The organism is Leifsonia sp. EB34 (assembly GCF_041260585.1).
Taxonomy (GTDB): domain Bacteria; phylum Actinomycetota; class Actinomycetes; order Actinomycetales; family Microbacteriaceae; genus Leifsonia.
This window is the reverse complement of sequence record NZ_JBGCCV010000001.1, coordinates 688,644-705,576: the sequence shown is the minus strand read 5'-3', so window position 1 is coordinate 705,576 and position 16,933 is coordinate 688,644. Positions and strand designations below refer to the sequence as shown.

The following is a 16,933-nucleotide window of genomic DNA, read 5'->3' as shown; positions in this document are numbered from 1 at the left end:
CTCGGTGATAGTTAGGGTTTCAGATTTCACTGATGATGGACGATATCGCGCGGCCAGTGAGGAGCAACGATGCGGTTCGAAGACGGAAACGGCGCCGATGAATGGCCGAACGACATGACGATTCGCGTCTCCGACGGTGCGAACCTGCTCGACCTCTTGTGGTTGCGCCACATGGCGGTGGGAAACGCCGAGCCGTCGTTGCCGCGGGCCGCGCTTCCCGGCGAACCGGTTCCTTCGGATGATCACCGACTCGTCGGGACCTGGGAGAAGCTCTGGAAAGAAAGCCTCGAGCATTCGCGGCGCCTTCAGGAGATCGACCCGTTCGCGATGATGGAGAATCCGGACCTCTGGGCCGCGCCCGACATCGGACCGTTCGCGGCTGAGCTCGGTCTCGATGCGGGAGAGGGCGTGCGTTCGTGGCGAGAAGGTCTCGCTTTCTACAATGCGGAGAGGTCGATCGTCGGGGATGTCCGCATTGCCTGGCAGTCAGGGCTACGGGTCATCATCGAGCTCCCTCTCGCCGGAGGGTATTGGCGAAAGCTCTCCCCAGCGACCCTGCTGGTGTCGACTGTCACCCGCCGCGACGAGGCCGGCTACTCCGAGACGCTTCGCTCGTTCGGGCGGGATTGAGGGGCACTTAAACGCCCCTAAAACCCGCGGGAAGGGGCGTTTACGTGCCCTTCGCCCTCAAGCGGCGTGCTCGATCGTGTCCGTGGCTTCCACCGCCTCGCCGAAATCCGCCAGCGCCCGCGCCGTCCCCTCGTCCACGATCAAGTCCGTGATCAGCCCCGCCGCCAGCGCCCCACGCAGGCTGTGCACCTTCGACGGCCCCGAGACGATGCACACCCGGCGCGGCACCCGCTTGATGAGGTCGATGTCCGGCCCGCTGGCCCGCTCGTTCAGCGGGATGCCGTGGTGGCTGCCGTCCTCGCGGAAGAACACGGTCGCCACGTCGCCGACGACCCCGGAGGCGTCCAGCGACGCGTAGTCCTCCGGGTCGAGGTAGCCGCCGGCGTAGACGTGCGAGCGCACCTCGGAGAACGGCGAGCCGAGGCCGAACAGCGCCACGTCCATCCGCTCCTGGATGTCGAGGATGCGCCGGGTGCTGCGCTCCCGCCACATGGCCTGCTTGGTCTGCGGGTCGTCGAACAGCGCCGGGACCGGGAACTCCTGGATCGTCCCGGCGTAGGTGTCGCCGAACCGGCGCAGGATCTCCGACGCGTACAGCACGCCGGTCGTGTAGGTGTTGCCCGCGCCGTTGAGCTGCACGAACTCCACGTTGTGCAGGTCCTTCGGGATGAGGTGCCGGCTCAGGGCGCTCATCGTCGAGCCCCAGGCGACCCCGACCGTCATGTTCGAGTCGATGAAGCGGTCGAGAATCCGTGCAGCCGAGATGGCGACGCGTTCCAGCCGGTCGACGTCGCTGATCGCGCTCGGCATCGGGACGATGTGCGCGCCGATCCCGTAGCGGGCGTGCAGCTCCTGCTGCACGCGGGTGGCGGCTTCGTGCGGCTGGGCGATCTGGATGGTGACCAGCCCGGACGCGCGCGCATAGGAGAGGAGCCGCGAGACGCTGGAGCGCGAGGTGTGCATCTCGTGAGCGATGGCCTCCATCGTCAGGTCCTGCATGTAGTACAGGTGCCCCGCCTTGAGGGCGTCGCGGACCTTCTCGGGGAGGTTCTGGGTGTCGGGTGCGGACATTCGGGGACCGCCTTCTGGTGTCGGGTACTGCTGCCGGGTGTTCGGGATGGCGCTGCACGTATGTGCATCCGGCTTGATCGAAGTTGTGCCGGCATCGAAGACTATAGCGAAACCCACCGCTGTTCAGTAGAAGCACCAGGAGTCACCGTGACGACGCAGTCGAATGTCCGCCCCGAGGTCCAGCAGCTCCGCGACCGCCCGCACGCCCAGGTCGTCATCGTCGGCGGCGGCATCAACGGACTCGGCACCTTCCGCGACCTCGCCCTGCAGGGCGTCGACGTCGTGCTCGTGGAGCGCAACGACTTCGTGTCCGGCGCCTCGGCGGCCTCCAGCCACATGATCCACGGCGGCATCCGCTACCTGGAGAACGGCGAGTTCCGGCTGGTCAAGGAGTCGGTGACCGAGCGCAACGGCCTGCTGAAGATCGCGCCGCACTACGTCAAGCCGCTGCAGACCACCATCCCGATCTACTCCACCTTCTCCGGCATCCTCGCCGCACCGCTGCGCTTCCTCACCCACAAGCAGGGCACGCCGAAGGAGCGCGGGGCCTTCCTGATCAAGACCGGCCTGACGATCTACGACACGTTCTCGCGCGAGGGCGGCTCTGTGCCGCGGCACAGCTTCCACGGCCGCCGGAAGTCGCTGGAGACCCTCCCGAAGCTGAACCCGGGCCTGAAATACACGGCCACCTACTTCGACGCCTCGGTGCACGACCCGGAGCGGCTCGCGCTCGACGTCCTCGCCGACGGTCTCGCCGCCGGCCCGCACGCCCGGGCGGCGAACTACCTGGAGGCCGTCGGCGCGCAGAACGGCGGGGTGCTCGTCCGCGACCGGGAGACCGGCGACGAGTTCACCCTCACCGCCGACGTCGTCGTCAACGCCTCCGGCCCCTGGACGGACCTCACCAACGCGGCCCTCGGCCGGGCGACGCAGTTCATGGGCGGCACGAAGGGCTCGCACATCGTCCTCGACAGCCCCGAGCTTCTGGAGGCCTGCGCCGGCCGGGAGATCTTCTTCGAGAACAACGACGGCCGCATCGTCCTCATCTACCCGCTCAAGGGCCGGGTCATGGTCGGCACCACCGACCTCGAAGCGGACATGTCGGCGCCCGCGGTGTGCACCGAGGAGGAGATCGACTACTTCATCGAGCTGGTCTCGCACGTTTTCCCAACGATCCCGGTCACCCGCGAGCAGATCGTCTACACGTTCTCCGGCGTCCGTCCGCTGCCGCACCACGACGACACCGCCCCCGGCTTCGTCTCCCGCGACTACCGGATCGTGCCCGGCACGATCGCCGGGCTCGGCGACACCACCGTGCTCAGCCTCGTCGGCGGCAAGTGGACGACGTTCCGCGCCCTCAGCGAGCACCTCGCGAACGAGACGCTGGCGGCCCTGGGGATGACGCGCACCGTCGCCACGCTCGGCCTCCCGATCGGGGGCGGCGCCGCGTTCCCGGCCACGCCGCAGGCCGAGCGGGACTGGGTGGCCCGCTACGGCGCCGACGTGGGCGCCGCCCGCGCCAGCGTGCTGCTGCACCGCTACGGCACCAAGGCCGCGTCCGTCATCGACGCCATCGCCGGCTGGGACGGCGAGGACGCGCCGCTCGCCGCCGCGCCCGAGTACTCCCGCGCCGAGGTCGACCACCTCGTGCGCACCGAGCGGGTGGCCCACCTGTCGGATGTCTTCCTGCGTCGCACGAGCCTCGCGTTCACCGGATCGGTCTCGATCCCGCTGGTCCGCGAGATCGGCGAAATCGTCGCAAACGCCCTCGGATGGTCGCCAAACCGTCGGTCGGAGGAGGAAGATGCGTTCCAAGCGGAACTGGCGACCGCCCACCGGGTGAACCTGACGTCGGGGGACGGGAGCGAAGCCGCGGCGCTCCGATAATGCACGAACGTGCATAGAACGGTCCTTGCCCGGGCGGACCCGACCGCAATAGCGTTCAAAGGCCCACCCTGGCGAGAGCCACACCATCGCACGACAGGGTGCGGGTCAACTGAACAACTGGAAGGTCAACGTGGACAATATCGGTATTGATTTCCTGTCAGAGTTGTGCGGAACGGCAATGCTGGTGCTTCTCGGTACTGGTGTCGTCGCGAACGTCGCCCTGATCAAGAACAAGGGCTTCAACGGCGGGTTCCTCTTGGTGAACTTCGGCTGGGGCATCGCGGTCTTCGCGGGTGTCAACGTCGCCTACAACTCGGGCGCGCACCTGAACCCCGCCGTGACGCTCGGCCTGGTCGCCAACGGAGCCAAGGCCTTCGGAAGCGCCGCCGCGCACACACTGGTGCCGGTCAACTTCGTCACCGTCCTCTTGTACATCCTCGCTCAGCTCGTCGGTGCGTTCATCGGCGCCTGCCTGACGTTCCTGGCGTACAAGAAGCACTTCGACGAGGAGCCGGACCCGGGTAACAAGCTCGGCGTCTTCTCCACCGGCCCTGCGATCCGCAGCTACGCCTGGAACCTCGTCACCGAGATCATCGGCACCTTCGTGCTGGTGTTCGTCGTGATCGCCTTCGGTCACCAGCCCGGCACCGCTGCCGGTCTCGCCGCCCTCGGCGCACTGCCCGTCGCCCTCCTGGTGGTCGGCATCGGCGCCAGCCTCGGTGGTCCGACCGGGTACGCGATCAACCCGGCACGTGACCTCGGTCCGCGCATCGCGCACGCCGTCCTGCCCATCCGCGGCAAGGGCACCAGCGACTGGTCCTACTCCTGGATCCCGGTCGTCGGTCCGATCATCGGCGGTCTGCTCGCCGGCTGGCTGGCGCTGCTGCTGCTTCCGATCCTCACCAAGTAACACCCGGGGGCCGGCCGGGGGAGACCCCGACCGGCCCTCTTCAGTCCCACCACCTAACAAAGGAGTTACCTATGGCCGACTACGTCGTCGCCATCGACCAGGGCACCACCAGCACCCGGGCGATCATCTTCGACAAGTCCGGGTCGATCGTCTCGACCGGACAGCTCGAGCACGAGCAGATCTTCCCGCGCGCCGGCTGGGTCGAGCACGACCCGAAGGAGATCTGGAACAACACCCGCGAAGTGATCGGCCAGGCCCTCTCGAAGGCGGACCTCACCCGACACGACATCGCGGCGGTGGGCATCACGAACCAGCGCGAGACCGCGGTGGTGTGGGACAAGAACACCGGCGAGCCCGTCTACAACGCCATCGTCTGGCAGGACACCCGCACCCAGCCGATCGTCGACCGCCTTGCAGCGGACGGCGGCGTCGAGCGGTTCAAGCAGATCGTCGGCCTCCCGCTGGCGACCTACTTCTCCGGCACGAAGATCGCCTGGATCCTCGAGAACGTGGAGGGCGCCCGCGAGCGCGCCGAGCGCGGCGACCTGCTGTTCGGCAACACCGACGCGTGGGTGCTCTGGAACCTCACCGGCGGCCCCGACGGCGGCGTGCACGCCACCGACGTGACCAACGCCTCCCGCACCATGTTCATGGACCTGGAGACCCTCACCTGGCGCGACGACATCCTCGAGGTGTTCAGCGTGCCGCGGTCGATGCTCCCGGAGATCAAGGCTTCGTCCGAGGTCTACGGCACGGTCGAGTCCTCCAGCCTGCTGCGCGAGGTGCCCGTCGCGGGCATCCTCGGCGACCAGCAGGCGGCCACGTTCGGCCAGGCGGCGTTCGATCCGGGCGAGTCCAAGAACACCTACGGCACCGGCAACTTCCTCATCTTCAACACGGGTGAGGAGATCGTCCACTCCAAGAACGGCCTGCTGACGACGCTCGGCTACAAGCTGGGCGACGACAAGCCGCACTACGCCCTGGAGGGCTCGATCGCCGTCACCGGTTCGCTGGTGCAGTGGCTGCGCGACAACCTCGGCCTCATCTCCAGCGCCCCCGAGATCGAGGACCTGGCGAAGACCGTCGAGGACAACGGCGGCGCGTACTTCGTGCCGGCGTTCTCTGGTCTGTTCGCGCCGTACTGGCGGTCGGATGCGCGCGGTGCCCTGGTGGGCCTCACGCGCTACGTGAACAAGGGCCACATCGCCCGCGCGGCACTGGAGGCCACGGCCTTCCAGACCCGCGAGGTGCTGGACGCGGTCAACGCCGACTCCGGTGTGGACCTGACCGAGCTGAAGGTGGACGGCGGCATGATCGCCAACAACACCCTCATGCAGTTCCAGGCCGACATCCTCGGTGTGCCGGTCGTCCGCCCGGTCGTCGCGGAGACCACCGCCCTCGGTGCCGCCTACGCGGCCGGTCTCGCGGTGGGCTTCTGGGAGAACCTGGACGACCTCCGCAAGAACTGGCAGGAGGACCGCCGCTGGGAGCCGAAGATGGACGCCGCCGAGCGCGACCGTCAGATCCGGCTCTGGAAGAAGGCCGTCACGAAGACCTTCGACTGGGTCGACGAGGACGTGCAGTAGTCCCTGCGCGATGCCACCGAGCGCCGTCCGGCTCCCGCCGGGCGGCGCTCGTGCGTCGTGTGCGCGTCGTGTGCTTCTCGCCGATGAGGAACCTTGCAGATTCCTCATCCGCGAGAAAGCTTTCGCGCAGATTGCTCCCCTAACTTCGAAGGATGAGGCATTCCACGGTCGAGCGACCGGCCCCGGTGCGGCACGGCCGCCTGCCGGTCCGTCGCGCCCGTGGGCCGGTCGCGCGACTGCTGGCCGAAATCGTCGCCGTCGCCGTCATCTCGGCCGGGGCCATCGCAGCGTATGCGGTGCAGGACACCGTCCGCTCCCTGAAGCCCTCCGTGCACCTGGTCTCCGCGGCGGGCAAGGCCGTCGCCGCGCCCAGCGTCAGCGTGGAGTCCGGTGCGGTCAACATCCTCCTCGCCGGAACCGACACCCGCACCGGCCAGGGCGGCCAGTTCTCCTCGGCGCAGGAGCTCGCCGGGAGCTCGGGAGCCGGCAACAACGACGTCACGATGGTCCTGCACCTGTCGGCGGACCACCAGCACGCGACGGTCATCAGCATCCCGCGCGACCTGATGGTGCCCATTCCGTCCTGCCCGACCTCCGGAGGCGGCTCCACGTCGCCGCAGGACAGCGCGCAGTTCAACACGACGCTGTCGACCGGCGGCCTGTCGTGCGTCGTGCTCACGGCGGAGGCGCTCACCGGCCTCAGCATCCCGTACGCGGCGGAGATCAGCTTCGACGGCGTCTCGGCGATGTCCGACGCCGTCGGCGGCGTCACCGTCTGCCTCGCGACGCCGCTCACCGACCCGTACGTCGGGCTCAACCTGCCGGCGGGGCAGCAGACTCTCGTCGGCAGCCAGGCGCTCGCCTTCGTCCGCAGCCGGCACGGAGTCGGCGACGGCAGCGACCTCGGCCGGATCAGCAACCAGCAGCTCTTCCTGTCGTCGATGCTGCGCAAGGTGACGAGCGCAGGCGTGCTGGCCAACCCGCTGACGCTGTTCACGCTGGCCAAGGCCGCGACCTCGAACCTCACGCTCTCCGACACGCTGGACTCCCCGACCACCCTCGTGTCCATCGGGCTGGCGCTGAAGAGCGTCCCGCTGAGCGACTTCGTCTTCCTCCAGTACCCGGCGATGACCGACCCCGACAACGTCAACCGGGTCGTCCCGGAGCCGACCGGCGTGGACGCGCTCAAGCAGGCGCTGGCGACGGACACTCCGGTGCAGCTCACCGGGACGACCGGAAACGGGACGGTCTCGGCGACGCCGACGCCGACGGCATCGCCGTCGACGGCGCCCACCGCCGCCGCGACTTCGGCGCCGAGCGCGACCGCCGGCCCCGCGAGCGGCAGCACGGCGACGGGGAGCACCCCGGCCCCGACCTCCTCCGCGGTCAGCCTGCCGTCGAACGTCACCGGTCAGACGGCCGCGCAGCAGACCTGCACAAAGGGCAACTGAGTCAGGTCGTCGTGTGGGTGGCCGCCCGGTCGAGCGCGGCCATCAGTGCCGCGGGCTCCGGGACGTCGAAGAAGGCCATCGGCAGCGGTGAGAGGATGCCGTCGAGGCCGCTGTTCAGCGGGACCTGGCCCCGCGAGAAGCCCCCGATGCCCACCGAGGCCGTCCACATGATGCTGACGTGGCTGTCGCCGGTCCAGGTGGTCGTCCTGTCACTGGCGATCGGCGTCTCGATCAGCTTGCGGCCGACCACGGCGAACGCCCGCCGATCGGTGACCGCGTAGGTCGAGTGGAGCTGCCGATAGCGCTTGACCAAGAATCGCAGGAAGACGAAGTAGACGCCGACCGTCACGAACAGGAGTCCGAACAGGCTGAAGAAGCCGCCGGACCGGGCGGCGGTGACCGTCCAGAAGATCGAGAATCCGAGGTAGAAGAGTCCGAACGGGACCAAGAAGATGTCGGACCGGTTGAACAGCCGGCCGGTGTCCGGTCGCCCGGACCAGAGCAGGTGCTCGCCCGACCGGAGACGGCTGCGGGCGACGGTGTCGGCGGACTCGATCATGGGCGCAACTCTAACGGGCCGTTGCGGTGCGCAACCGCATTGAGCGCGCGACGCGGATCAGCGGCTCAGGGCCCCGACCAGGTCGTCAAGCCCGCTGACCTCGATCACACCCACCTCCGCGGCCTCCGTCGCGTCACCGTCCGACGGCACATCCCCGCGCCGGTTCAGCCACACCCCCGTCAACCCGGCCCGCGCCGCGCCGATCGCGTCGGTCCGTAAGCGGTCGCCGACGTACACCGCCTCGGACGGCCGCACCCCGAACACCGCGCAGGCGTGCTCGAAGATGCGCGCGTCCGGCTTGGCCACGCCGACCTCGCCGGAGGCGATCAGGTGCTCCATGCGGGTGTCGAGGCCGACGGCCGCCACCTTGCGTCCCTGGAAGGCCAGGTCGCCGTTGGTGATGAGCCCGAACCGCACGCCGGGGAACGCCGCCTGCAGCGCGTCCAGGCAGGGGAGGGCGTCGTCGTGGAGCGACCAGGCGGCGACGTAGTGCTCGAAGTAGTCCGCGAACCAGGCGCTCGCCTCGGTGTCGCTCAGCTCGACGCCGTGCCGGGCGGCGAAGTCGCGGGCGCGCGCCTGGCGCTGCCCCTCGAAGTCGAGCCGGCCCGCGAGGTAGGAGTGGTAGTGCTCCTCCTCCAGGTCGTGCCAGAGCGCGGTCAGGTCGACCGCCTCCATCGTGCCGTACGGTTCGCCGAGCCGGCCCGCGTAGCGCTGGATGCCGGCCGACACCGCGGCGCGGTGCGCGAAGAGAGTGTCGTCGAGGTCGAAGAGCACGACGCGGGGACCGGTCATCGCGTCGCCTGCGCGAAGGCGGCCTCCACTGGCGCCGAGAGGAGGACGGGGCCGCCCGTCAGCTCCACCGGCGCCGGCGCCATCAGTGCGCCCGTCGCAGCAGGCCGACCGCGTTGTAGGCCTTCGCCAGGGTCCGCTCGGCCACCTCGCTGGCGCGTGCGGCGTTGCCCGCGAGGATGCGGTCCAGCTCGGCCGGGTCGGAGAGCAGGTCGAGCGCGCGCTCGCGGATCGGGCCGAACGTCTCCACGACGATCTCCACGAGGCCCTTCTTGAAGTCGCCGTAGCCCTTGCCGTCGTACTCGAGCTCGATGTCGGCCACGGCACGGCCCGAGAGCGCCGAGTAGATGCTGAGCAGGTTGGAGATGCCCGGCTTGCCCGCGCGGTCGAACGACACGACGCCGTCGGTGTCGGTCACGGCGCGCATGATCTTCTTGCGCGTCACGTCCGGCTCGTCCAGCATCCAGACGATGCCGGCGCCCGACTCGGCGGACTTGGACATCTTCGACTCCGGGTTCTGGAGGTCGTAGATGCGCGCGCCGTCCTTGAGGATCATCGCCTGCGGCACCACGAACGTCTCGCCGAACCGGCTGTTGAACCGCTCGGCCAGGTCGCGGGTCAGCTCGACGTGCTGGCGCTGGTCGTCGCCGACCGGCACCACCTCGGAGTCGAACAGCAGGATGTCCGCGGCCATCAGCACCGGGTACGCGAACAGCCCGACCGAGGTCGCGTCCGTGCCCTGCTTGGCCGACTTGTCCTTGAACTGCGTCATCCGGGAAGCCTCGCCGAACCCCGTGATCGTGTTCAGCACCCAGGCGAGCTGCGCGTGCGCGGGCACGTGCGACTGCACGTACAGCGTGGAGGCCGACGGGTCGATGCCCGCGGCGATGTACTGCGCGGCCGTGCGCCGGGTCTTCTCGCGCAGCTCCGCCGGGTCCTGTGCGACGGTGATCGCGTGCAGGTCGACCACGGAGAAGAACGCGTCGTGGGTGCTCTGCAGGTCTTTCCACTGCAGGAGGGCGCCGACGTAGTTGCCGAGGTGGAGGGAGTCCGCCGACGGCTGCATGCCGGAGTACAGGCGGGGGAGTGTGCTCATGTCACTGCTTTCGAAGTAGGAGAGGGGTGCGGATACTAGAGGGCGTAGTCGACGACCACGGGGGTGTGGTCCGACCATCGCTCGTCGTAGGCGGCCGCACGGTCCACCGCGTAGTTCTTCACCGTCGCCGCCAGCGCCGGGGAGGCGAGCTGGTAGTCGATCCGCCAGCCGGTGTCGTTGTCGAAGGCCTGCCCGCGCCACGACCACCAGGTGTACGGGCCGTCGACCTCGCCGACGGCCTTGCGGCCCACGTCGACCCAGCCGAGCCCGGCCCCGTCGTTGTAGCGCGGGTCGTCCTCCGCGCCCAGGATGCGGTCGAAGTAGGCGCGCTCCTCCGGGAGGAAGCCCGCCTTCTTGACGTTGCCCTTCCAGTTGCGGATGTCGAGCTTGCGGTGGCCCACGTTGAGGTCGCCCAGGACCACCCCGTACTCGCTGTGCTTCACGAGCTGGGGGAGGCGGGCCTCCATCGCGTCGAGGAAGGCGTACTTGGCGTCCTGCTTCTCGGTGCCGGCCTCGCCGGAGTGCACGTAGGCGCTGACAACGGTGACGATGCTGCCGCCGACCTCGTAGTCGGCCTCCAGCCAGCGGCCCGCGCTGTCGAAGTCGGGCGCGCCGAGCTCGACGCGGTGGATCTCCGCCCGAGGATGCCGGCTGGCGATCGCTACGCCCGCGCGGCCCTTGGCCGTTGCGGGGTCGTGCACGATGTCCCACTCGTCGCCGAGGAGGCCCTGGAGGTCTTCGCTGGAGGCGCGCACCTCCTGCAGTGCGAGGATGTCGACGCCCCTGGTGTCGAGCCACGCGCCCATGCCCTTGCGGTAGGCGGCCCGGATGCCGTTGACGTTGACCGTCGCGATGCGCAGGGGGTTCGAGGGCATGCCTCCAGCCTACCGGCGGGCGCCGACGCCGCTGTCGTCCAGCAGGTCGTTGAGCCGGTGCTCGGCCTTCTCGACCCGGCGCTGCGCGCTCAGCCTGGCGAGGAACTTCGATCCCGTCAGCTCGTCCTTCGCGTTCTGCAGCTCCGCCTTCGCGACCAGCACGCGCGCCTCGTACTCGGCCGCCGCGCGCTCGGCCGCCGCCTGCTCCGGGGTGATCATCCGCGGCGAGATGCCGCTGTCGAACATCCCGACCGCGATCCAGGAAGCCGACAGCAGGATGACGCGCGAGACCAGGTTGAACCAGATCAGCAGACCGACGAACACGGCGAAGGTCGCCAGCAGCGGGTTCTTCGTCGCCCCGGTCAGGAGGAGGCCACCGAGCGCGCTCAGCCCGGCCAGCACGCACGCGCCGAGGAGGACGCCGAAGAAGAGGTTGCGCCACGGGATCGCGACCCGCGCCATCACCCGGAACATCGCGCCGAGCGTGAAGATGTTGAGGATCACCGAGATGAGCAGCCCCGAGAACCGGGTGAGCGCCTCCGACCAGAAGGTGTCCGCGCTGAGCCCGATCAGGTGGAGGAAGAACGTCAGCGCCTGCGTGCTGATGATCGAGATGAGCGCGGAGAACACCAGCACCAGCCCGAACCCGAGCGCCAGGAAGAGGTCCCTGATCTTCTGCAGCACGTAGTTCGTGGTGTCGCGGCTGAGCCCGAACACCGCGCGCACGGCCTGGCGCGTGTAGTACAGCCAGCCGATCGCCGTCCAGAGCAGGCCGACCGCGGCGACGACGCCCGACCAGCCGAACGCCGTCGCCGACTCGAGCTGCTCGGAGTTGATGACACCGGTCGTCGTGTCCGTCGAGATGAGCCCCGGGATCGCCCGGTTGATGATCTGGATCAGCGAGTCGTAGATGTCCGGGTTGCCGCTGAGCCAGACTCCGGCGGCGGAGAAACCGAGCCAGACCGCAGCGAACACGGCGAAGATCGACTGGAAGCCCATCCCGGCCGCCCGGAGGTTGCCGTCGGAGTGCGAGAAGTTGATGTACACCCGGTACGGCCGCAGGTCCTGCACCCACTTGGCCCAGCGCGAGACGCGGGCGACCGGCTTCTCGAGCCGCTCCTTCAAGGGCTCCGCGGCATCGAGGATGCGCTCCTTCAGCGTCTCCTCCGGCTCGACCGTGCCCTCGGCGCGCTGCAGCGCCGGATCGGGCTGCGCCGTCACCGTGCCCTCCCCGCGTCGCGACTTCCTGGCCACGCGGCAAGGATAGCGAGTCGGCCGCCGCCACTGAGTCATCGGCGTCGCGCCCACGGCACCCGCTGACCACTCAATCACGCGCCGATGTGCAATTGAGCACTCTTAGCCGATAAGATTGGCGTGAGAAATTTCAGCACGCCAAGAAAGGCTTCCTCTCGTGAACGACACACCCGAATCCGGGGCGCCACGCCTCGTCTCCCGACGCACGGTCGCCAAGACGGCCGCCTGGGCCGCCCCGGCCATCGCCCTCGCCGCCGCATCGCCGGCGCACGCCACCTCTCAGCCGTCGGCCGGCGTGATCACCATCGGTCAGAAGAGCTACACCATTCCCGAGGGCGGTGCCATCCCCATCGATGGCACCCTGACTCCGACCGACGGGACCCTCCCCGCCGACTTCAAGCTGCAGGTGGAGTGCCCCGACGGCTTCCGCCTGCTGGGCGATGATCCCCTCATCAGCTACACCGACGCGGGTATCAACTACTCCTTCTGGGTGTCCGCGCAGAGGACCGGCGGGACCGAGGGAAAGCTGGTCGTCTCGAGCAACTACCCCACCACGTCGTGGATTCCGGCCTCGACGGAGCTGAACAAGAACAGCGTGGCTCCGGCAAAGCCGGGCGACCCGAGAATCTTCTTCTCGTGGGAGGACCAGTACTACACCGTCGCAGCCAAGACCCCCGGCTACAGCGCTCCCCACACGGTCACCGGACAGGTTCGGGTGCCCGAGGGGACAACGCCTCCGGCGAACATGCAGGTGCAGGTCTATGCCCTGACCAACCGCTGGAGCATCACCAGCGGCAACGGAGCGATTCTCGACGTCACGCCGGAGGGCACCTTCTCGTTCGATGTGACCCAGCACTACGACAACAGCCCCTTCGGGTACTTCTCGGTCTTCTGGGCGTCGCACCCGATCGCTCAGGTGGCTGACTGCTACGTGGGCGATTGGACGAAGCCGAGGCCCGATAACTGGAACGACCTCAAGCCCGAGGGCTGGGACGACCCCTGGAGCTGACCAGGTCGTAGCCCGACACGCGCGGAGGCGCCCCCGATACAGCGGGGGCGCCTCCGCCCGTAAAAGCCTGCACAGCTGGACGATGAAAGGACATGGAAGTGGCGTCTCTGAAGCGCTCTGATCCGCGAGGGGAGCTCACATTGGATGCCACCGGGAGATCTATTCGTCGCCCGATGGTGCAGTGAACATCTCGGTCCGTTTCGACGGGGAGACCATGTGGGCGACTCAGTCCCAGGTGGCCGAGTTGTTCGGTACAACGCAGCAGAACGTGCCCCGGCACCGTCACAACGACGAAGGCGCCCCCGGTCTCCCGGGGGCGCCTTCGTCGTCGGAGCGGTTCGCTCAGGCCGTTGTGGCCGGCGTCACGCCTTGCCGCGCATGATGGCCTGCTTGACCTCCGCGATGGCCTGCGTCACCTGGATGCCGCGCGGGCAGGCGTCGGTGCAGTTGAAGGTCGTGCGGCAGCGCCAGACGCCCTCCTTGTCGTTGAGGATGTCGAGGCGCACCTGCGAGTTGTCGTCGCGGGAGTCGAAGATGAAGCGGTGCGCGTTGACGATCGCGGCCGGGCCGAAGTACTGGCCGTCGGTCCAGAACACCGGGCAGGACGACGTGCACGCGGCGCAGAGGATGCACTTGGTGGTGTCGTCGAAGCGGGCGCGGTCGGCGACCGACTGGATGCGCTCCTTGCCCTTCTCCGGCTTGCTGTTCGCGACCAGGAACGGCTGCACCTCGCGGTAGCTCGCGAAGAACGGCTCCATGTCGACGATGAGGTCCTTCTCCAGCGGCAGGCCCTTGATCGCCTCGACGTAGATCGGCTTGGAGATGTCCAGGTCCTTGATCAGCGTCTTGCAGGCGAGGCGGTTGCGGCCGTTGATGCGCATCGCGTCCGAGCCGCAGATGCCGTGGGCGCACGAGCGGCGGAAGGTCAGCGAGCCGTCCTGCTCCCACTTGATCTTGTGCAGCGCGTCCAGGATGCGGTCGGTCGGGAACATCTCGACGTCGAAGTCCTGCCAGCGCGGCTCGGTGTCCACGTCCGGGTCGAACCGGCGGATGATGAGCGTCACGGTGAACGACTGGACCGGGGCCTCCGGGGCCGGGGGAGTCTCGAGCACGGCGGTGGACATCAGTACTTCCTCTCCATCGGCTGGTAGCGGGTCACGACGACCGGCTTCCAGTCGAGCGTGATGTGGTCTGCCGCGTCGGCGGAGTGCGGGTCGCCGGTGAGGTAGGCCATCGTGTGCTGCATGTAGTTCTCGTCGTCGCGCTTGGGGTAGTCGTCGCGCATGTGGCCGCCGCGGGACTCCTTGCGGTTGCGGGCCGAGAAGACGACGACCTCGGCCAGGTCGAGCAGGAAGCCCAGCTCCACGGCCTCCAGGAGGTCGGTGTTGAAGCGCTTGCCCTTGTCCTGCACGACGATGTTCTTGTAGCGCTCGCGCAGGCGGTGGATGGTGCCGGTGACCTTCTCGAGCGACTCGTCGGTGCGGAACACCTGGGCGTTCCGGTCCATCTCGTCCTGCAGCTCCTTGCGGATGGCGGCGATGCGCTCGGTGCCCGTACCGTTGCGGAGCCCGTCGATCATCTCGCGGACCGCCTTGGCCGGGTCGGCCGGCAGCGGAACGGCGGTCGCGGTCTTGACGTACTCCACCGCGTTGTTGCCCGCACGCTTGCCGAAGACGTTGATGTCGAGCAGCGAGTTGGTGCCGAGCCGGTTGGAGCCGTGCACGGAGACACACGCGCACTCGCCGGCGGCGTACAGGCCGGGGACGACGGTGGTGTTGTCGCGCAGCACCTCGGCGTTGTTGTTGGTCGGGATGCCGCCCATCGCGTAGTGCGCCGTCGGCATGACCGGCACCGGCTCCACGACCGGGTCGACGCCCAGGTAGGTGCGGGCGAACTCGGTGATGTCGGGGAGCTTGGTCTCCAGGACCTCCGCGCCCAGGTGGGTGCAGTCGAGGAGGACGTAGTCCTTGTGCGGGCCGGCGCCGCGGCCTTCCGCGACCTCCTGGACCATGCAGCGGGCGACGATGTCGCGCGGCGCGAGGTCCTTGATGGTCGGGGCATAACGCTCCATGAACCGCTCGCCGGAGGCGTTGCGGAGGATCGCGCCCTCACCGCGGGCGCCTTCGGTGAGCAGGATGCCCAGGCCCGCGAGGCCGGTCGGGTGGAACTGGAAGAACTCCATGTCCTCCAGCGGCAGCTTCTTGCGCCAGATGATGCCGACGCCGTCACCGGTGAGGGTGTGCGCGTTGGAGGTGGTCTTGTAGATCTTGCCGAAACCGCCGGTCGCGAAGACGATCGCCTTCGAGTGGAAGACGTGCAGCTCGCCGGTGGCCAGCTCGTAGGCGACCACGCCCGCGGGCTGGTCGACGCCATCCACCTCGTTCATGATCACGTCGAGGACGTAGAACTCGTTGAAGAAGTTGATGCCGAGCTTGACGCAGTTCTGGAACAGCGTCTGCAGGATCATGTGGCCGGTGCGGTCGGCCGCGTAGCAGGCCCGGCGGACCGGCGCCTTGCCGTGGTCGCGGGTGTGGCCGCCGAAGCGGCGCTGGTCGATCTTGCCCTCGGGCGTGCGGTTGAACGGCAGGCCCATGTTCTCGAGGTCGATGACCGCGTCGATGGCCTCCTTGGCGAGGATCTCCGCCGCGTCCTGGTCGACCAGGTAGTCGCCGCCCTTGACGGTGTCGAAGGTGTGCCACTCCCAGCTGTCCTCCTCCACGTTGGCGAGCGCCGCGGCCATGCCGCCCTGCGCAGCGCCGGTGTGGGAGCGGGTGGGGTAGAGCTTCGAGATCACCGCGGTCTTGGCGTGCGGCCCGGCCTCGATGGCCGCGCGCATCCCGGCGCCGCCTGCGCCGACGATGACGATGTCGAACTCGTGGTAGTGGACGCCGTCGATGACGGTGGATTCGGTGGTTTCAGTTGTCACAGCGTTTGTTTTCCGTCAATCAGTCACTTGGCCGGGCAGAACGAAGGCAGGTCGGCCGCGTGGGCGCCCGCCGGGCACGGGTCGAAGGTGAAGATCACCAGTGTGCCGAGCAGGATCAGGACGACGACCGCCGCGAGGACCGCCCACTTGAGGATGCGGTTGACCATCACGTTGTGCGCGTAGTCGTTGATCAGCGTGCGCATGCCGTTGCCGCCGTGGATGAGCGCGAGCCAGAGCATCAGCAGGTCCCAGACCTGCCAGAACGGCGTGGCGTACTTGCCGGCGACGAAGGCGAAGTCGATCTGCTTGACGCCCGCGCCGAGCACGAGGTTGATCAGCAGGTGGCCGAAGATGAGGATCACCAGCACGATGCCGGAGAGCCGCATGTAGATCCAGCCCCACTTCTCCCAGTTGACGCCCTTGCGGGCCGGGCGGGCCGGCGTGCGCGGAGCCTCGATGGTCGTCACGTCAGTTCACCTCCGAGAAGATGTGGATGAGCTGGGTCGGGATGAAGCCGGCCATGAGGATCACCCAGAGCGCGATGACGATCCAGAACATGACCTTCTGGTACTTGACGCCCTTGCTCCAGAAGTCGATCAGGATGATCCGGATGCCGTTGAAGGCGTGGAAGATGATCGCCGCGACGAGCGCCATCTCCCCGAATCCCATGATCGGGTTCTTGTAGGTGCCGATCACCGCGTTGTACGCCTCGGGGCTGACCCGGACGAGCGAGGTGTCGAGGATGTGGACGAGAAGGAAGAAGAAGATGGCGACGCCGGTGATGCGGTGAAGCACCCACGACCACATGCCTTCCCGGCCGCGGTACAGCGTGCCGCCCGGCCTCGACTTCGTCGGTTGCAGGGTCCCTGCCGCTTGCTCTGGCACGAACA

16 protein-coding genes are annotated in these 16,933 nt (G+C 68.4%); 6 read left to right on the top strand and 10 right to left on the bottom strand.

Annotated features, from left to right (window positions below; all coding sequences use genetic code 11):
- The first annotated feature begins 69 nt into the window (after positions 1-69).
- Positions 70-630 carry a hypothetical protein gene (locus ABIA36_RS03370; RefSeq protein ID WP_369960857.1) on the top strand — a complete coding sequence of 187 codons (561 nt, stop codon included), beginning with the start codon at positions 70-72 and terminating at the stop codon, positions 628-630.
- Between the two features lie 57 nt (positions 631-687).
- On the opposite strand, the gene ABIA36_RS03365 is transcribed toward ABIA36_RS03370, so the two are convergent.
- Positions 688-1,701, bottom strand: a complete 1,014-nt coding sequence (locus ABIA36_RS03365) for a sugar-binding transcriptional regulator (protein ID WP_369960856.1) — start codon at positions 1,699-1,701, stop codon at positions 688-690.
- 147 nt (positions 1,702-1,848) lie between these two features.
- Between ABIA36_RS03365 and ABIA36_RS03360 the strand changes: the two genes are divergently transcribed.
- The 4 genes from ABIA36_RS03360 to ABIA36_RS03345 all read left to right on the top strand — a co-directional run bounded on the left by ABIA36_RS03360 (position 1,849) and on the right by ABIA36_RS03345 (position 7,535).
- On the top strand, positions 1,849-3,588 hold the full coding sequence (locus tag ABIA36_RS03360; RefSeq protein ID WP_369960855.1) for an FAD-dependent oxidoreductase: 1,740 nt from the start codon (positions 1,849-1,851) through the stop codon (positions 3,586-3,588).
- Positions 3,589-3,718: 130 nt separating this feature from the next.
- Positions 3,719-4,498: an MIP/aquaporin family protein gene (locus tag ABIA36_RS03355; RefSeq protein WP_369960854.1), complete on the top strand. Its 780-nt coding sequence runs from the start codon at positions 3,719-3,721 to the stop codon at positions 4,496-4,498.
- A 71-nt stretch (positions 4,499-4,569) separates the two neighbouring features.
- Entirely contained in the window at positions 4,570-6,084 is a 1,515-nt protein-coding gene (gene glpK / locus ABIA36_RS03350) for a glycerol kinase GlpK (protein WP_369960853.1), read from the top strand.
- Positions 6,085-6,236: 152 nt separating this feature from the next.
- The gene (locus ABIA36_RS03345; RefSeq protein WP_369960852.1) at positions 6,237-7,535 is read left to right on the top strand and encodes an LCP family protein; all 1,299 of its coding nucleotides are present in this window, start codon (positions 6,237-6,239) and stop codon (positions 7,533-7,535) included.
- 1 nt (position 7,536) lies between these two features.
- Here ABIA36_RS03345 and ABIA36_RS03340 read toward each other — a convergent pair whose 3' ends face one another.
- The 5 genes from ABIA36_RS03340 to ABIA36_RS03320 form a co-directional block, all read right to left on the bottom strand.
- A complete protein-coding gene (locus ABIA36_RS03340) occupies positions 7,537-8,094 on the bottom strand; it encodes a hypothetical protein (RefSeq protein WP_369960851.1) in 558 nt (185 codons plus the stop codon).
- Between the two features lie 57 nt (positions 8,095-8,151).
- The gene (locus tag ABIA36_RS03335) at positions 8,152-8,886 is read right to left on the bottom strand and encodes an HAD family hydrolase (protein ID WP_369960849.1); all 735 of its coding nucleotides are present in this window, start codon (positions 8,884-8,886) and stop codon (positions 8,152-8,154) included.
- 82 nt (positions 8,887-8,968) lie between these two features.
- Positions 8,969-9,979 (bottom strand): tryptophan--tRNA ligase, encoded by a 1,011-nt coding sequence (gene trpS / locus ABIA36_RS03330; RefSeq protein ID WP_369960848.1) that lies wholly within the window; start codon positions 9,977-9,979, stop codon positions 8,969-8,971.
- Between the two features lie 35 nt (positions 9,980-10,014).
- Complete coding sequence (locus ABIA36_RS03325; protein WP_369960847.1) at positions 10,015-10,854, bottom strand: exodeoxyribonuclease III; 840 nt, start codon at positions 10,852-10,854, stop codon at positions 10,015-10,017.
- Positions 10,855-10,863: 9 nt separating this feature from the next.
- Positions 10,864-12,108 carry a YihY/virulence factor BrkB family protein gene (locus tag ABIA36_RS03320; RefSeq protein ID WP_369960846.1) on the bottom strand — a complete coding sequence of 415 codons (1,245 nt, stop codon included), beginning with the start codon at positions 12,106-12,108 and terminating at the stop codon, positions 10,864-10,866.
- A 157-nt stretch (positions 12,109-12,265) separates the two neighbouring features.
- Here ABIA36_RS03320 and ABIA36_RS03315 point away from each other — a divergent pair, with 157 nt between their 5' ends.
- The gene (locus ABIA36_RS03315) at positions 12,266-13,117 is read left to right on the top strand and encodes a hypothetical protein (RefSeq protein WP_369960845.1); all 852 of its coding nucleotides are present in this window, start codon (positions 12,266-12,268) and stop codon (positions 13,115-13,117) included.
- A 362-nt stretch (positions 13,118-13,479) separates the two neighbouring features.
- On the opposite strand, the gene ABIA36_RS03310 is transcribed toward ABIA36_RS03315, so the two are convergent.
- From ABIA36_RS03310 to sdhC, 4 genes are read right to left on the bottom strand one after another with little or no spacing between them, the layout of a single operon-like run.
- Positions 13,480-14,241 (bottom strand): succinate dehydrogenase iron-sulfur subunit, encoded by a 762-nt coding sequence (locus ABIA36_RS03310; protein ID WP_369960844.1) that lies wholly within the window; start codon positions 14,239-14,241, stop codon positions 13,480-13,482.
- Positions 14,241-16,043 (bottom strand): succinate dehydrogenase flavoprotein subunit, encoded by a 1,803-nt coding sequence (gene sdhA / locus ABIA36_RS03305; RefSeq protein WP_369960843.1) that lies wholly within the window; start codon positions 16,041-16,043, stop codon positions 14,241-14,243. The genes ABIA36_RS03310 and sdhA overlap by 1 nt, the downstream gene beginning before the upstream one ends.
- 23 nt (positions 16,044-16,066) lie before the next feature.
- Complete coding sequence (locus ABIA36_RS03300; RefSeq protein WP_369960842.1) at positions 16,067-16,510, bottom strand: succinate dehydrogenase hydrophobic membrane anchor subunit; 444 nt, start codon at positions 16,508-16,510, stop codon at positions 16,067-16,069.
- A gap of 1 nt (position 16,511) precedes the next feature.
- Positions 16,512-16,928 carry a succinate dehydrogenase, cytochrome b556 subunit gene (gene sdhC, locus ABIA36_RS03295; RefSeq protein WP_369960841.1) on the bottom strand — a complete coding sequence of 139 codons (417 nt, stop codon included), beginning with the start codon at positions 16,926-16,928 and terminating at the stop codon, positions 16,512-16,514.
- Positions 16,929-16,933 lie beyond the last annotated feature (5 nt).

What these genes read in the sequence shown, in the direction of transcription:
- ABIA36_RS03370 (WP_369960857.1), top strand. Translation starts at nt 70, where the DNA reads ATGCGGTTCGAAGACGGAAACGGCGCCGATGAATGGCCGAACGACATG.
- ABIA36_RS03365 (WP_369960856.1), bottom strand. Translation starts at nt 1,701, where the DNA reads ATGTCCGCACCCGACACCCAGAACCTCCCCGAGAAGGTCCGCGACGCC.
- glpK (WP_369960853.1), top strand. Translation starts at nt 4,570, where the DNA reads ATGGCCGACTACGTCGTCGCCATCGACCAGGGCACCACCAGCACCCGG.
- ABIA36_RS03345 (WP_369960852.1), top strand. Translation starts at nt 6,237, where the DNA reads ATGAGGCATTCCACGGTCGAGCGACCGGCCCCGGTGCGGCACGGCCGC.
- ABIA36_RS03340 (WP_369960851.1), bottom strand. Translation starts at nt 8,094, where the DNA reads ATGATCGAGTCCGCCGACACCGTCGCCCGCAGCCGTCTCCGGTCGGGC.
- ABIA36_RS03335 (WP_369960849.1), bottom strand. Translation starts at nt 8,886, where the DNA reads ATGACCGGTCCCCGCGTCGTGCTCTTCGACCTCGACGACACTCTCTTC.
- trpS (WP_369960848.1), bottom strand. Translation starts at nt 9,979, where the DNA reads ATGAGCACACTCCCCCGCCTGTACTCCGGCATGCAGCCGTCGGCGGAC.
- ABIA36_RS03325 (WP_369960847.1), bottom strand. Translation starts at nt 10,854, where the DNA reads ATGCCCTCGAACCCCCTGCGCATCGCGACGGTCAACGTCAACGGCATC.
- ABIA36_RS03310 (WP_369960844.1), bottom strand. Translation starts at nt 14,241, where the DNA reads ATGTCCACCGCCGTGCTCGAGACTCCCCCGGCCCCGGAGGCCCCGGTC.